Source organism: Citrobacter sp. Cpo090 (genome assembly GCF_030332665.1).
Lineage (GTDB): Bacteria > Pseudomonadota > Gammaproteobacteria > Enterobacterales > Enterobacteriaceae > Citrobacter > Citrobacter portucalensis.
In genome coordinates, this window is record NZ_JAOWHK010000013.1 from 39,223 (window position 1) to 54,334 (window position 15,112).

At 50.0% G+C, this 15,112-nt stretch carries 17 protein-coding genes; 12 read left to right on the forward strand and 5 right to left on the reverse strand.

Annotated features, from left to right (window positions below; translation table 11 throughout):
• Nucleotides 1–2 precede the first annotated feature (2 nt).
• Genes fliH through OGY83_RS00275 form a run of 5 tightly spaced genes read left to right on the forward strand, consistent with a single transcriptional unit; the run spans nt 3 to nt 4,085 of the window.
• Entirely contained in the window at nt 3–713 is a 711-nt protein-coding gene (gene fliH / locus OGY83_RS00255) for a flagellar assembly protein FliH (protein WP_079940072.1), read from the forward strand.
• Complete coding sequence (gene fliI / locus OGY83_RS00260; RefSeq protein ID WP_123268988.1) at nt 706–2,046, forward strand: flagellar protein export ATPase FliI; 1,341 nt, start codon at nt 706–708, stop codon at nt 2,044–2,046. The genes fliH and fliI overlap by 8 nt, the downstream gene beginning before the upstream one ends.
• Before the next feature lie 2 nt (nt 2,047–2,048).
• Entirely contained in the window at nt 2,049–2,492 is a 444-nt protein-coding gene (gene fliJ / locus OGY83_RS00265; RefSeq protein ID WP_079940070.1) for a flagellar export protein FliJ, read from the forward strand.
• Nucleotides 2,489–2,884: an FAD synthase family protein gene (locus tag OGY83_RS00270; protein ID WP_286634842.1), complete on the forward strand. Its 396-nt coding sequence runs from the start codon at nt 2,489–2,491 to the stop codon at nt 2,882–2,884. The genes fliJ and OGY83_RS00270 overlap by 4 nt, the downstream gene beginning before the upstream one ends.
• Before the next feature lie 34 nt (nt 2,885–2,918).
• Nucleotides 2,919–4,085: a polysialyltransferase family glycosyltransferase gene (locus OGY83_RS00275; RefSeq protein WP_191213358.1), complete on the forward strand. Its 1,167-nt coding sequence runs from the start codon at nt 2,919–2,921 to the stop codon at nt 4,083–4,085.
• A 425-nt stretch (nt 4,086–4,510) separates the two neighbouring features.
• Here OGY83_RS00275 and OGY83_RS00280 read toward each other — a convergent pair whose 3' ends face one another.
• The 5 genes from OGY83_RS00280 to flgA all read right to left on the reverse strand — a co-directional run bounded on the left by OGY83_RS00280 (nt 4,511) and on the right by flgA (nt 9,810).
• Nucleotides 4,511–7,081 (reverse strand): glycosyltransferase, encoded by a 2,571-nt coding sequence (locus OGY83_RS00280; protein WP_286634843.1) that lies wholly within the window; start codon nt 7,079–7,081, stop codon nt 4,511–4,513.
• A 54-nt stretch (nt 7,082–7,135) separates the two neighbouring features.
• Nucleotides 7,136–8,080, reverse strand: a complete 945-nt coding sequence (locus tag OGY83_RS00285) for a lysine-N-methylase (protein ID WP_286634844.1) — start codon at nt 8,078–8,080, stop codon at nt 7,136–7,138.
• 134 nt (nt 8,081–8,214) lie between these two features.
• A complete protein-coding gene (flgN, locus tag OGY83_RS00290) occupies nt 8,215–8,643 on the reverse strand; it encodes a flagellar protein FlgN (RefSeq protein WP_079939452.1) in 429 nt (142 codons plus the stop codon).
• A gap of 12 nt (nt 8,644–8,655) precedes the next feature.
• Entirely contained in the window at nt 8,656–8,943 is a 288-nt protein-coding gene (gene flgM, locus OGY83_RS00295; protein WP_079939461.1) for a flagellar biosynthesis anti-sigma factor FlgM, read from the reverse strand.
• 96 nt (nt 8,944–9,039) lie between these two features.
• Nucleotides 9,040–9,810, reverse strand: a complete 771-nt coding sequence (flgA, locus tag OGY83_RS00300; RefSeq protein WP_286634846.1) for a flagellar basal body P-ring formation chaperone FlgA — start codon at nt 9,808–9,810, stop codon at nt 9,040–9,042.
• Between the two features lie 82 nt (nt 9,811–9,892).
• On the opposite strand from flgA, the gene flgB reads away from it, so the two are divergent.
• Genes flgB through flgH form a run of 7 tightly spaced genes read left to right on the forward strand, consistent with a single transcriptional unit; the run spans nt 9,893 to nt 15,105 of the window.
• Nucleotides 9,893–10,240 carry a flagellar basal body rod protein FlgB gene (gene flgB / locus OGY83_RS00305; RefSeq protein ID WP_016151840.1) on the forward strand — a complete coding sequence of 116 codons (348 nt, stop codon included), beginning with the start codon at nt 9,893–9,895 and terminating at the stop codon, nt 10,238–10,240.
• Between the two features lie 2 nt (nt 10,241–10,242).
• Nucleotides 10,243–10,674 carry a flagellar basal body rod protein FlgC gene (flgC, locus tag OGY83_RS00310; protein WP_079939450.1) on the forward strand — a complete coding sequence of 144 codons (432 nt, stop codon included), beginning with the start codon at nt 10,243–10,245 and terminating at the stop codon, nt 10,672–10,674.
• Entirely contained in the window at nt 10,674–11,561 is an 888-nt protein-coding gene (locus OGY83_RS00315; RefSeq protein WP_079939449.1) for a flagellar hook capping FlgD N-terminal domain-containing protein, read from the forward strand. The genes flgC and OGY83_RS00315 overlap by 1 nt, the downstream gene beginning before the upstream one ends.
• A 26-nt stretch (nt 11,562–11,587) precedes the next feature.
• Entirely contained in the window at nt 11,588–12,820 is a 1,233-nt protein-coding gene (flgE, locus tag OGY83_RS00320; RefSeq protein ID WP_079939448.1) for a flagellar hook protein FlgE, read from the forward strand.
• 9 nt (nt 12,821–12,829) lie between these two features.
• On the forward strand, nt 12,830–13,567 hold the full coding sequence (locus tag OGY83_RS00325; protein ID WP_123268980.1) for a flagellar basal body rod protein FlgF: 738 nt from the start codon (nt 12,830–12,832) through the stop codon (nt 13,565–13,567).
• 30 nt (nt 13,568–13,597) lie between these two features.
• The gene (flgG, locus tag OGY83_RS00330) at nt 13,598–14,383 is read left to right on the forward strand and encodes a flagellar basal-body rod protein FlgG (protein ID WP_079939446.1); all 786 of its coding nucleotides are present in this window, start codon (nt 13,598–13,600) and stop codon (nt 14,381–14,383) included.
• Between the two features lie 56 nt (nt 14,384–14,439).
• Nucleotides 14,440–15,105, forward strand: coding sequence for a flagellar basal body L-ring protein FlgH (gene flgH / locus OGY83_RS00335; protein WP_139762640.1), 666 nt, complete (start codon nt 14,440–14,442; stop codon nt 15,103–15,105).
• Nucleotides 15,106–15,112 lie beyond the last annotated feature (7 nt).

Below are 15,112 nucleotides of genomic sequence, written 5' to 3' on the forward strand. Positions count from 1 at the left end.
ACATGGCGATTGAAACAATTCGTGGTCGCTACCGACTGCATCGCTTTCCTCCTCGCCAACGCCATTTGCAGGCTGAACAGCTGACGCCTGGGATCACGGCTGCGGATTATCAGCGTCAACTGATGGACGGTTTCCAGGAAGGTCTGCAAAAAGGCTTTGAACAGGGGATGACGGAAGGCCAGGAACAGGGCTTTCAGGAAGGCCATCAGAAGGGGCATGATGAGGGCCGTCGTCAGGGGTATACGGAAGGCAGCCTGGCCGGACAGCAGGAAGGACGTAAGCAGTTTGAGTTGTCAGCACAGCCGCTGGAAGCCATCACTGGCAAAGTGAACGACTACCTGGCGCACATTCAGCGTAAACAGCGGGAAGACCTGCTGCAATTGGTTGAAAAGGTCACGCGTCAGGTGATTCGTTGCGAGCTGGCGCTGCAACCGACGCAGTTGCTATCGCTGGTTGAAGAGGCGATTTCGGCCTTTCCGGCGATGCCTGATTCGCTCCAGGTTCTGCTGAGTAATGAAGAGTTTAACCGTATTAAAGACGCAGCCCCGGAGAAGGTTACTGAATGGGGGCTGACCCCATCCCCCGATCTGCAGGCGGGCGAGTGTCGGGTAATTACCGATAAATCCGAGCTGGATATTGGCTGCGAGCATCGACTCGACCAATGCATGTCGGCGCTCAAAGAGTCGCTTCTGCCGGAGCCGACGGGTGAGTGACCATTCCTGCTTTGACAACGCGCTACGCTCCATTGAGTCGATCCCTTTAGCCCGGGTTGCCGGGCGACTGGTGCGCGTGAACGGCATTTTGCTGGAGAGCGTGGGCTGCCCGCTGGTGACCGGTCAGTTGTGCCGCGTCGAAAGCGCCAACCATACGTTGATCGACGCGCAGGCGGTAGGGTTTAACCGCGATATCACCTACCTGATGCCCTTCAAGCATCCCGTCGGGCTGATGGCGGGCGCGCGCGTTTTCCCCGAAGAAAAAGCCCAGGAGATCCTGATTAGCGAAAGCTGGCTGGGGCGGGTGGTCAATGGTCTGGGCGAACCGCTGGATGCCAAAGGGCGTCTGACGGGCAATGACGTGCTGCCGCCTCAGGCACCTTCCATCAACCCCCTCACGCGCCGCTCGGTGAATCAACCGCTGGATGTCGGTGTGAAAGCAATCAACGGTCTGCTCACTATCGGCAAAGGCCAACGCGTGGGTCTGATGGCCGGTAGTGGTGTGGGTAAAAGCGTACTGCTAGGGATGATCACCCGCCAGACCAAGGCCGACATCGTAGTGGTGGGGTTAATTGGCGAGCGTGGCCGCGAAGTGAAGGAGTTTATCGATCACTCGCTGGGCGCGGAAGGGTTGGCAAAATCTATTATCGTGGCAGCACCAGCGGATGAGTCGCCGTTAATGCGTTTGAAAGCCACCGAGCTTTGCCACTCGATCGCGGCCTGGTTTCGCGATCGCGGACATCACGTTTTACTGCTGGTGGATTCCTTGACCCGTTATGCCATGGCACAGCGTGAGATTGCGCTGTCACTGGGGGAACCTCCGGCGACGAAAGGCTATCCGCCGTCGGCGTTCGGTATGATCCCCAAGCTTGTGGAAAGCGCAGGTAACAGCGAAAGCGAAGGGTCAATGACCGCCATTTACACGGTACTGGCGGAAGGGGACGATCAGCAGGATCCGATCGTCGACTGCGCGCGTGCGGTATTGGACGGACATATTGTGCTGACGCGCAAACTTGCCGAAGCAGGCCATTATCCGGCGATAGATATTGGGCAGTCGATCAGCCGATGCATGAACCAGGTGACGCCCCACGAACACCAACAATCGGCCCGTCTGCTGAAACAAAACTATGCCGCCTATATGGAAATTAAGCCGCTGATCCCGTTGGGGGGCTATGTTGCCGGAGCCGATCCTAGCGTAGATAAAGCCGTCAAAGTATTCCCCGCCATTGAGCGTTTTCTGCGTCAGGAGGTTAGTGAACCCGCCTCACTTGAGCTGGTGCAAAGTCGCTTACAAGCCCTTTTCCCCCAGGCAAAGAAAACGGAAGGTAAATAATCATGCGGCAAATTATTGATACTTTGGCACAACTGCAGCGCCTGCGGGATAAATCAGTTAAGGATATGACGGTACAGTTGGCAAAACAGCAGCAGGTTTGCACTGGTTTTGACAATAACATCAAAGCGCTGGGCTACCTGATCCAAAAAACCGGCACCGGCGTTGAGGTGCCTTCCGTTGAATCGCTCAAAAACGTGAGCGGATACAAAGGTACGCTACGCACGGTGATTGCCTGGCAAGAGCAAGAGAAAACGCTGGCTAAAATCAAAGAGCAGCGTATTCAAAAAAACCTGGTTGCCGCGGCCTGCGAAGAGAAAATTGTTGCCATGACGCTGGATGATAAGCGCTACGAATTGAGCAATGAGGCGCTGGTGAAAGAGCAAAAAGCCGTTGATGAGATTGCTGCACAATGCTGGCTTAGACAGAAGGCGCTGGGGCTGGTATGAAAACGATCATTACTTTCGGCACGTTTGATGTTTTTCATATCGGGCATCTGCGTATTCTGCAACGCGCCGGGATGTTGGGGGAGAGGCTAATTGTCGGTATCTCTTCAGATGCGCTAAATATGCAGAAAAAAGGCCGGATGCCGATTTATAGCCAAAGCGATCGCATGGGGATTGTCGCTGGGCTGAAATGCGTGGACAGCGTGTTTCTGGAAGAGTCGCTGGAGAAAAAAGCGGACTATATTCGCCAGTTTAACGCCGATACGCTGGTGATGGGCGATGACTGGGCTGGGCGCTTTGATAGTTTGTCGTACCTGTGTGAAGTGATCTATTTTCCACGCACACCCTCTATCTCTACTACATCGATCATTGAAGTGATTAAGGTGCATGAGTGAAAAAAATATTCATTCTTGATTTTGAGGCAGATAAATGAAGTTAAAATTGTATATAAACTCATCATCAACATTTACAGCGTTGCAAATGTTTGACTTCGTTGCTTGTGCCAGCGATTTCAATACAATTAAAATTGTTAGTTGGTATCGCACTCCGTTAGCTTCTGATGCACTTAAGAAGATTAATGCTGTTAATACATTATATTTTTCTCAGATTTCACATTTATCTAAAGAGTATATAGCAAGAATATCTAATGTTATTGATAAATATAATCCTGAAGATGTTGAAGTCCATGCTAATATTTATTTTTCTCATGTTGAATCCTGGCGGTTACTTTCTGCTCTTGTTAAAAAATATTCTTGCAATAAAATAAGACTTCACTTATATGATGATGGTGCTGCCGGGGTTAATGAAAGAACCCGGTTAAACCAACTCAGTGAAAAAGAATATCTGCTGGAGAGTGCTAAAAATAAAGAAGATCTTTTGTCTCATGTATTTGAGGTTGAGGATCCTTTTTTGCCAGAATATTCTGTGCGTTGGCCGTCATTACGGTATTATTGCTGGCATCATATCGTAGAAACAACATATCATATATTGGGTGATAAATTCGCATGCTATAATGGGGTTATATCACCGTTTATGGAAGATATTTCACCTTATTGTCAGGTATTTGATTTTGGAATAATAAGTCCAAAAAAGATGGCGGCATGTTTATGTTTGCTAAATATTGATTATAATCAGTTTATTGATTTAAGGAAAGAAATGCTGGCACCCGATGCCGTTGTATTTACTGGTACAGGGAATTTCCAGCGTGAATATGATAATGGCTGCGCTGATAGGGTTATTAATAAAATTAATTCACTAAAAGATAAAGGTGTAATTGATAAAGGAAGTCGTGTTATTTTCAAGCCTCATCCGATTAATCATCCGGACAATATAAATAGGATAGCAAAACACATTGGTGATGATGTTTTTGTTGTTCCAGCATCGATTCCTTTTGAATTTTTTATAATGGCTGGAATTATCCCGAATAATATAATTGGTGTTTTTAGTACATTAATGCTATTGGTTCCTAAAGAAAACATTAAATATGTTATTTTTGATGCGAAAGATCATAATGAAGCAATGAAAAATCCCATGCTTCTGAATCTGATAAATAATAATCTCATAGAGGAAAGTAAAGTTTTTGGTTGGACAGACTGATGAACATTTCTCCTTAGAACGAGCATTTTAGTAAGTGAGTTATCGGCATATGCCGAGACGATACGCTTAATATATGCGCGCCATCATATGGTGGTGCTATCATTGATGTTACTGTTGCTCGTGTAATTATCACGCCCTGTGTTTTTTTAATTTTATCAATACGTTGTCTATCAAGCGGAAAATGAATTTCCGCTTGATAGAAGGCAATGTATTCTTAGTTTTGTACTATGAAACTACATATTCCTGCGCTGGACTGCTTTAATTATCCCTTTAGAGCTATAGACTGTCACAATGGTCATAATATTTCTTTATTAAAATAGACCCACTCACGCAACTCCTGAATGCTCATCCAGTCGTATTCACTGTTCATCTTTATAGCTTTTAGCCATATCCCATTGTTTCATTGTTATTGTCGCGCTGATGTATTAGTGCCCTGAAGCAAATAGCTTTTCCCGCAGGCTATGCAATAACACATTCTCTCTATGGCTATTTTTATTCTCCATTGCATCACAGATTTCCCGTGCAGCTCTTTCTCCTGCTTTACCATCCATAAAGGCATCACAGTAGTGGTGGCGAATTTCTTCTAGTGATGTTGCCAGCGAAGTCCAGTCGTACGTCGGGGAAAGGACAGCCCGTAGGGCCTGGATATCTCCGGCGACGGGGAGTAGATCGCGAATACGTTGTTCGGCACTGTGTGGTGTGGAAAAGCTCTTCTGGCCGTCCAGCAGAGAAGGCATTTCAGGCCAATTGAGCAAAATGATGCGTTTATTCATATGAATAGCGTCGAAGATAAATCCACTGTTGTCGGTCAAGACATAATCTGCCTGAACAAGCATTGGAATTGCATGTTCGGGGGCATGGATTCTTTTCTTTAAGTATCGTTGAGCCAGTGCTAAAGATCCCGCTTCTTCCGCTCTAAAACAGGTACCGTGATGTAGTTTAGTTACAATATTAAAATCATGGCAGAGACGACCAAGTGCTTCTGCCCAGTGTGGGATTGAACTTAATACACCGTATGTCGGAGCGTATAAAATTGTCGGTTTTTTCTTATCCAGATGCAGGCATTCAGGTAGCGAAAGATCGCAACTACCGTTGTGCCACTCATCGAAGCGAGGATTACCGACGGCGATCGCGCTACCGCCAATGTTCAGTGCTTGTTGGCTATAGTGGCTGTAGCAAAGAATACGGTGGTAAAAGGTATTCCACCAGGCGTGGTTCCATTCTTCTTTTGCTAAACCGTACATAGCTCGAATATGAATATCTGAAAGCCCGTTGATTGCAGGGGTATAATAAGGGCTGATGAGGCATTTATAACGCTGGCTGCGATCTGTCATGTCTGAAAGGAGAATTCCACCCAGTGCGGGATCGTTAATCTTCTTGAGCGTCGCCAACATTTCATCTAGAAATGCTTTGTTACTACGGTTGTTTACCAGTAATGAGCAGGTGTGGCCCATTTTCTGTAGAGCGTTTATGATGGGGCGATAAACTGCGTAATGGAGTGACGTTTCCATATAAAACCCAATAGCACCATTGTTGGATAATATTGGTTGTGTTTTTTTTGCCAAGTGTATTTGCTTACTAGCTGGTGATTTATTAATTTTATTAAAGTAAAAACCAATATTATCGGTCTCTTTTTTCTCAATATCACTGTACCCTGCCCGCTGATAGCAGATGCTTGGGTAACAGGCTAACCATTTCCCTGTATGCAGCAACGGCTGCCATTGTTCTTCGGGCGTAGCAGAAAGATCATCTGCCATTTGTTGCGCCAGCGTGGCGTAATATTGACTGTTAACCAGATACGCGCAAACCTTCTGGCAGTCCCGGGCATGAACCATTCCTTCCAGGCTTTTTAGCACCGAACCTTGTTTAATCTGCCCGCCCAGAATAATCACTTCCCAGGGAAGCTTAGTTAACGTCCCCAGAAGAGTACTTAAGACGCGGGTATGCTTTTCCTGTTTCAGGATAACGCAGTCATCTTCTAACAACAGGTAATTCTTCCAGCCTTTTTGCTGTGCTATTTGTAGCGCTTGCAAGTGCGAATGACGGCGGCCCAACTGGCCATTGGTTTCTTCGCAGGCGGCAAGACGGGTGATCTTTTCTTTCGGAACGTTCAGTTGCGCCAGTTCCTGTTGGATCTGACTCAGACGATCGGTTCGTTTATCCAGGTTGATGACGATGATCTGATCGATGGCATCCCACTGCATCGGTGAGTTGTGCGTGGCATTATGTAGACTTTGATACCAGTTGTTGAGCATGGGATCGGCAACCCACTGTTCAATGTTCCCCTCTAAAGGTTCACTTGAACCGAGGACAAAATCTTTATCAAAGGTGTTCTGGCTGTGCGATACACAGATAATTGTCCGTTCCCCAGGTAACTGGAGCGGCTCAACGGTGAATTTATTGGTGAACCCTTCTTCTTCGCCTAAATTGCATTCATCAACGTAGCGGTGTTTTTTCAAATAATTACGGTGATAGCAAAATGTCCCGTTCAAAATATGTCTTTTGCCGAAAGAACGCGTTTCAAAGATACGATTGATATGGCTATACCAGATTGGAATCTGATCCGAACCTGAAATTAACGCCCGGTGGCGCAGCATCATCTCAATGGTGTAAGAGATTTTATCTGATGGGTAATAGTCGTCATCATCCATACAAAGTATGTACTCACCGCGTGCAAGCTCATTGAGCATATTGCGTTTTCTGCCCAGGTCGAGCTTTTCCGGGTGATAGATATAGCGGATGTTGAATTTCTCTGGGTGGTTTTGCGTCAGCCTGTCGATGATCGATTGATGGCTCTGTGGTGAATCATCGAGGATCACCAGTTCCCGACGGTCGGCGGGATAATCCTGATACCGGTACATATACAGTAAATAAGGTAAGAAGGCACCGCGGTTCCACGTGGGGGTGACGACGCTGACAAACGGTTTTTCACGACCCGTATCCAGTGTTTTAACAATACCGGGTAGGCCTGGGCGAGTTTTAGAGGGTTCAGACATGTTGATGTGTATTCGCGCTTCGAAAGGGCCGGATGTTCACCCGACCAACAGGGGCTAACGGGTAAGCAGGGAGAATGCAGAGAGCAAAGGCTCTCCCGGCATAATGCTCAGAATGTGTTCACGCATTGATGTGGCATCATCGCTGCTGCGCCACTCTTCAAACATGGCGAATAGCGCATAGATATCCTCAGGATTCAGCAAGGATTCATCCATCGTCCACAGGCAAAGCATGGTTCGGATCATAAAGAAGTCGCAGACAAGCTCAAAATAGCGCTGAATGACACCTTCGCTGTCATGTTGCGGGAACATGTCATGATAGAGCCGGTAGATCAGATAGTTACTGAAGATCCATGCGTCCTGCGCGAAGTACGTTGCGTGTGTATTAAGCCACTGATCCTGCAATTGCTGTTGGAGTAAGGCTTCACTGTTCGCATCCTGTAGCATCAGCAGGCTGATCTGGAGAGGTAATGTGAGTTTACGCGTACTTTCCGGCAGATGATCCCAACTGAATTCACAACTGCCCATACGGGTAATTAATTCACGCTGTAGTTGGGGCAGGCTTGGTAATTGTGCAAACTGATCCTGCAGTTTTCCTTCCTGTACATGGCCTGCGAGGATTTGCGGCAACGACGCCAGTTTTTCCAGCACCGCTTCGCTATCGCCAGGGCACTTCTCGGAAAAAGAGAGCATGATGCCCAGCGCATACAGGCGCAGCTCCGGCGATAATCCTGGAAGAGTGACGGTATTCAGAGCGGATTGATTTAATACCTGATCGCGTGGGGCTAATGCCCGGCTGTCTGGATCGGCCGCACATTTTGACGTATGCAAGACGAAAGCTTCCGGATCGCTTAATGCAGCCTGACAGCTGGCAGGATCGGTTAAGACCAGACTCTGACGAACTTCCGTTTTCCAGCGCATTTTGACCAGTAAAGCGGAATCCGGATGGTGGGATAAAAACACCCGGACAAAGTCGGGTTCGTAGCAATCAATCATACTCATAACGTGTTCTCAGCAATCCCAATATTCAAATCTGACTGATATCTTGCAATATCCATGCCTGAATTTTATTTTTAATCATATCAGTGGGTTGGGTGTTGCGCGGAAAGCGAGTTTCCGCAGCAAGGAAGGAAATTTTAACGGTGATAGATGAAATCTGGCTCCGTACCTAAAAAAGCCTGAATAAATTCATACTGACGGATCAGCAGATCGCCATTTTTTTCGTTGTACGCCTTGCAGCGTTTCGCTTTTTGCTCAAGACTTTGCCACCAGCCCTCTGCGGCATTTTTCTGTACGCCAGGCAACCAGCTAAATACCTGCTCCATCCCTGCACGATCGATGCTCACGCCCAGCAGTTGTAGGATCGTTCTGCGCTGCTGGCTGCTGTTTTGCAACTGTTCATAATGCTGTTGAATGGTTTCATTGACCAACAGCAGCTCTTCACTGGCACGGCGAATCATACACAGACGTTGTTGTTCTAACTGTTGTCTGAGCGCGTCATACCGCGTTCCGTCTTCACGGATGCCCTGAAGTAGAGTTTTGACCTGCTGTAGCCTGGTACTCACTGTTGTAGCCTCTTATTTCTGGAAAAAGCTGAGCATGTCCCCAGCCAGTTGGTCGGTATCAACCTGCATGTCGCCTGAGGCCAGCATGGCCTGCATTTGCGCTACTTTGTCGTAATCAACGTCACTTTGCGTATCGCTGTTCAGCGTTTGCTGCGCCGTTTGCAATCCCGCCTGAGTAATATCGTCGGCTGAAAGCGTCGTGGCGCTGGACATACTCGTCTGCGCGCTGCTCTTGTCTGAACGCGCCTGTTCGGTTGTCGATGCAGGGCGATTGCCTGGCAGAGTCGGGGTAATTTTCATAGCAACCTCGTACATATTCCGTGGGGTTGGTTATCTGTTATTGGTTAAAAGCGACGGCAATAGAAGAAAACTTTAATCCCATCACAAAAAATCCCCTCACTGCTCAGCCGTCAGCGTGGTGACCACGCCGGTATCGTCTACCACGCCGCTAATGATCCGTTGGCTGCTGCTGTTACGAATTTTTATCACTTCTCCTTTGCGACCATTCTTCAACGCCACACCCGGCATTGAGGCGGTAATCCCGTCCATGTGGGAGACGATCATCACCGGCTGGTCGCGTTTAACTAATACGGGCTGAACCAGCTCGTTACGGGTAATCGGTTTACCCGGTTGCAGAGCGCGCTTGCTGGTGAGACCAATCGCCTCATCCGGATTTGTCATCAATCCTTCCCGCTGGTTGTTGATATTAAATTTTTTAAGCTGCAGGTCATCGGCGGTGATGACCGTATCTCGGGCAATTAACGACTTTGGCATTACCACCGGAATTGACACGTCGGGACGCACAGCAACGTTATATTGCCAACCCGCGCTGCCAGGGCAGCTCACCACAAAGTTCATTCGCGTCAGAGCCATCTCCGGGGAGGTGCTGGAGGTGACATGGGGGGCTATTGCGCATAGTGCGCTGGTGCTGACGGCGGAGGGAATATAGATATTAAACGTGTAGCGATAGTCCTGCCACTGCCGTTTGTTCGCCAGCGCGTCAATTTCATGACTGGCGGCATTGAGGACCAGTGCGTTGATCTGTTCCCGGGCGCTGTGCTGAATGGGATGGACTGCGGCATGCACGGGTAAGACGCAGCATAAAGCCAGCAATATTTCCGCGGCAAAGGGGAAAGAAGGCTTCCTTACATAGGAGGAGAGTTTCATAAAGTCATTTCTCATCAATCACTTAAAAGTTGGCATATATATTGCTAATAACAGCGATATCTACGCAGGAGTGATGCAAGAAATGGGAATCAGTTTTCAGCAGGCATTGGGTGTACATCCGCAGGCAGTGAAGTTACGTCTTGAGAGGACCGAGCTACTGACCGCGAATCTGGCAAACGTCGATACACCAAATTTCAAAGCTAAAGATATTGATTTTGCCGCTGAGATGCAACGGGCAAGTCGCACAAATGTGCTGCCCGAGGCTGACGTGAAATACCGTGTGCCGATGCAGCCCTCAGAGGATGGCAATACCGTAGAGCTGAATACCGAGCAGGCCCGGTTTTCACAAAATAGTATGGATTATCAAAGCAGTCTGACCTTTTTGAACCTGCAACTTAGCGGTATCAAAGAGGCCATTGAAGGGAAATAACCATGTCGTTTACTGATATTTACCAGATTTCCGGCTCAGCGATGACGGCGCAAACCATCCGCCTGAATACCGTCGCCAGCAACATGGCGAATGCGGAATCTCCCGCCAGCAGCGAGGCGCAGGCCTATAAGGCGCGTAGCCCGGTTTTTGCCGCGGTTTACAACAATAGCCTGACAGGTGGGCATAACCGCCATGCCATTGATGGCGCCAGCGTACAGGTACAGGACGTCATGCAAAGTGGCGGGGCGGTGAAGCGTTATGAGCCGCACCACCCGATGGCGGACCAGAACGGTTTCGTCTGGTACCCGGACGTCAACGTGGTCGAGCAAATGGCTGACATGATGTCTGCGTCACGTGATTTTGAAACCGACGTTGATGTACTGAATAACGTCAAAAGTATGCAGCAAAGCTTACTCAAACTGGGAGAAGTGTAATGAATACCCTGGCTCTGTATGCCCAATCTCAGGCGCTGGCTTCTTCTCAGGAGAAGACGGCGGCTGTTGCTGAAAATAACGTCGGCGCCACGGCGCAAAGCACTACTGTGGGAGACAGCAGTTCTTCTGCCACGTCGTCAACGACGGATACCAGCGACACGGCTAATACCCCAACGACGACGGTATCGACGGAAACCTCAGGGGTGGAAACTTTCCTGACCTTGTTTGTTGCGGAAATCGAAAACCAGGATCCAACCGATCCTACCGACCCTACGGCCTATATCGACCAGCTTTCTTCCATGGCGCAGGTGGCGATGATGGAAGAGATGAGCGTTCAGGCCAATACCAATGCTGTGCTGATGAGCAACATTCAGGTGATGGCGCTGGGGAATATGGTCGGCGACGACATTATGGTGCAAACCACCACGCTGGAGATTGCCGACAACACCAAAGACATTCAGGGCCGCGTCACGCTGGATGACAGTTGTACCGATGTGGATCTGCATTTCACTGATGAAGCGGGTGACGATTATACCGTTTCACTGATCCCGGAAGGAGAGACGTCCGTTGGGCCAGGCCAGGTTGATTTTGATATTAACCCCGCGGATTACGGCATTCCGCCGGGTGATTATAACGTGTCAGTGGTGACCAACACTGGAGAAGAAGAAGTTCCCATTGAAGTCACCGGTGAGGTTGAAGACGTACGTATTCCACTTGATGGCAGCACGCCGGTCCTCAACGTGGACGGCGTCGGGGAAGTGCCTTTCACCATGATCACCCAGTTTGGCATACCGGATAGTACTGATGGCAGCGGCGGTTCAGATGACACCACGCCACCCGATACCGACGGCGGCAGCGATAACGCCGACAGCAATATGGTGCTCTGATTTAGTTTACATTACAGGAATAAACAATGAGTTATGAAATTGCAGCGACGGGTCTGAACGCCGTCAACGAACAACTGGACGGCATCAGTAACAACATCGCGAACTCCGGTACGGTCGGATATAAATCGATGACTACCCAGTTCTCCGCTATGTATGCCGGAACGCAGGCGATGGGCGTGAGCGTGGCAGGGTCCGCTCAAAGCATCTCCACCGGCGGCTCGATGGTTTCAACCGGCAATGCGCTGGATCTGGCCATTAACGATGATGGTTTCTTTGTTATGTGCGATAGCGCAGGGAATATCTCCTACACCCGTGCAGGTTCTTTTGTGACGGACAAAAACGGCTATATCATCAATGCGTCTGGTGATTACCTGCAAGGTTACCCGGTTGATGATAGCGGCACGCTGCAAACCGGTACCGTTACGGATATCCAGATTAAAACCGGTAACATTCCGGCGCAGGCCACGGACAGCATGACCTTCACGGCAAACTTTGATGCCAGTGATGAGATTATTGATCGTGATGGCGATCCTTCGGCGACCCCCCCAGTAGATGGGGTCGATTTTGACCCGAATAATAGCGATACCTACACCGACAGCTACACCACCACCGTGTATGACTCGCTGGGTAATGAGCACTCGGTGAGCCAGTACTTTACCAAAACGGCGGATAACACCTGGGAAGTGCAGTACACCTTTGATGGTGAAACGCAAAGCGGCGTACCGCCGACCACGCTGAAGTTCGACCAAAATACCGGCAAGCTGACATCGCCAACCACGCCGCAAACCATCACCTTCACTACTGATGAAGCCGCGCCGATTTCGATGACCATCGATTACTCAGACTGTACTCAGTACGGTTCTGATTTCTCGGTTACTACCAACTCCGCCACTGGTTATGCCTCCGCGACGCAAAACGGCGTGCAGGTTGATGACGACGGTAAAGTTTACGCCACCTACAGCAACGGCGAGCGCATGTTGCAGGGGCAGGTGGTGCTGGCTACTTTCCCGGATGAGAACGGGCTGGAAGCGGTAAGCGGTACTGCCTGGGTACAGACGGGCGAATCCGGTACGCCGCTGATAGGCACACCAGGTTCCGGCTCCTGCGGCACGCTCTCCTCCGGCATGCTCGAAAGCTCCAACGTGGATATTACCAACGAGCTGGTCAATCTCATGACCGCCCAGCGTAACTACCAGGCGAACACCAAGGTGATTTCCACCAGTACGCAGCTGGATCAGGCTCTCTTCCAGGCGATGTAAGGCTAAGAAATGGATCGGTTGATTTATACCGCGCTGAGCGGCGCCACCCAGACGCTACTGGAGCAGCAAATTAGCGCCAATAACCTCGCCAACGTCAACACTAATGGTTTTCGTGCGGATATGGCGATGGCGAGCAATGACAAAGTGAAGGGTGGGGGGTTCGACACGCGTTTTATGGCGAAAGAAAGTCCCAGCGGCGTTAATGACAGCACCGGCGTAGCGGAAAAAACCGAACGCCCGCTTGATGTCGCCATTCAGGGAACCGGCTATATCGCCGTGCAGGATAAAGCCGGAAACGAGGTGTACACCCGCAACGGCAACATTCAGCAGGACGATCAGGGACAACTGACCATCAACGGTAACGTGGTGCTCGGGGATAACGGTCCGATCATTTTGCCGCCGAACGCAATTGCCTCTTTCGGCAGCGACGGCACACTCTCGGTCACGCCCGACGACGGCGATGTTACCGCTACGATGGATATCGATCGCTTGAAGCTGGTGGATATTCCGGTCGCTAATCTGGCGAAAAATAGCGAGGGGATGCTGGTAACGGCGGATGGCGTACCGGCGCAGCGCGATGAAAACATCAAGGTGAGCGGCGGCTTTCTGGAAGGCAGTAACGTGTCTGCAGTGAGTGAAATGATGTCGTCTATTGCAATGAACCGCCAGTTCGAAGCGCAAATCAAGATGATGAAAACGGCTGAAGATCTCAGCGACTCCGGCAACAGGTTGCTACGCGGCTCCTGAGTCGTTGCCTTTAATCAGGGATAAAGTTTTATGAACGCAGCGTTATGGATCAGTAAAACCGGCCTGTCGGCGCAGGATGCTGAGATGAGTGCGATTGCTAACAACATCGCCAACGTTAACACCACGGGCTTTAAGCGCGATCGCGTGATGTTTGCGGATCTGTTTTATCAGACTCAGGAAGCGCCGGGCGCCATGCTCGACCAGAACAACATCATGCCGACCGGTATGCAGTTCGGGAGTGGTGTGCGCATTGTCGGAACACAGAAAACCTTCACTGAAGGTAATGTGGAAACCACCGACAATTCGATGAACGTGGCCATTATGGGGCAGGGTTTCTGGCAGGTACAAATGTCCAATGGGGATATCGCGTATACCCGTGACGGTAACTTGCAAGTGAATGCTGATGGTGTGCTAACCAACGCTCAGGGATTACCTCTGCAACCGGAAATCGATGTGCCGTCAGGTTCTACCAGCGTGACGTTTTCTCCGGATGGTACGGTGAGTGCGATTTTACCTGGCGACAGCGACCCGACCGAACTGGGGCAACTGACGCTGGTGAACTTTGCCAACCCTGCCGGGCTTTCAGCCGAAGGTGACAACCTGTATCTGGAGACTGCTGCCAGCGGTCAGCCAACGGAAGGAATTCCGGGGGAGGATGGCCTTGGTCAGCTGCAGCCAGGAGCGCTGGAAGGTTCGAACGTCGATATCGTCAACGAAATGGTGGCCATGATCACGGTGCAACGCGCCTATGAGATGAACGCCAAAATGGTCTCTGCGGCAGATGACATGCTGCAGTTTATTAGTCAGACGCTGTAACTTTAGAATGTGAAATGCCGGATGGTACAGCGCCATCCGGCAGAAATAGGCAGAACGTGAAAAATTATCTCTGGCTGATGGTACTGCTGCCCCTGTTAAGCGGGTGCGAATCGCAGGCCATCCTGGTCAAAAAAAATGACGAGTTCTTTGCTCCTCCCAAAACAGAAGCACCGCCAACGGCGGATGGTCGTGCGGGGGGCGTGTTCGAAACGGGTTATAAGTGGTCGCTGACGGCGGACCGCCGCGCTTATCGGGTGGGTGATATCCTGACCGTTATGCTGGAAGAGTCGACCCAGTCCAGCAAACAAGCGAAAACCAATTTCGGCAAGAACAATACCGTTGATATCGGCGCGCCGACGCTATTTGGGCATACCAAAGATAACCTTTCCGCTTCCGTGGACGCCAATCGCGATTTCAACGGGACGGCGACCTCGCAGCAGCAAAACAGTTTACGTGGCGAAATTACGGTGTCGGTGCATTCGGTACAGTCGAACGGCATTCTGGAAATTCGCGGCGAAAAATGGCTCACCCTCAATCAGGGGGATGAGTACATCCGTCTGAGCGGTCTGGTGCGTGCCGATGACATTCAAAACGACAACTCCGTCTCATCGCAGCGTATTGCCGATGCGCGTATCTCCTATGCGGGTCGTGGTGCATTGAGCGATGCCAATGCGGCGGGCTGGCTGACGCGTCTGTTTAACCATCCTCTCTTCCCGATCTAATGCAGGA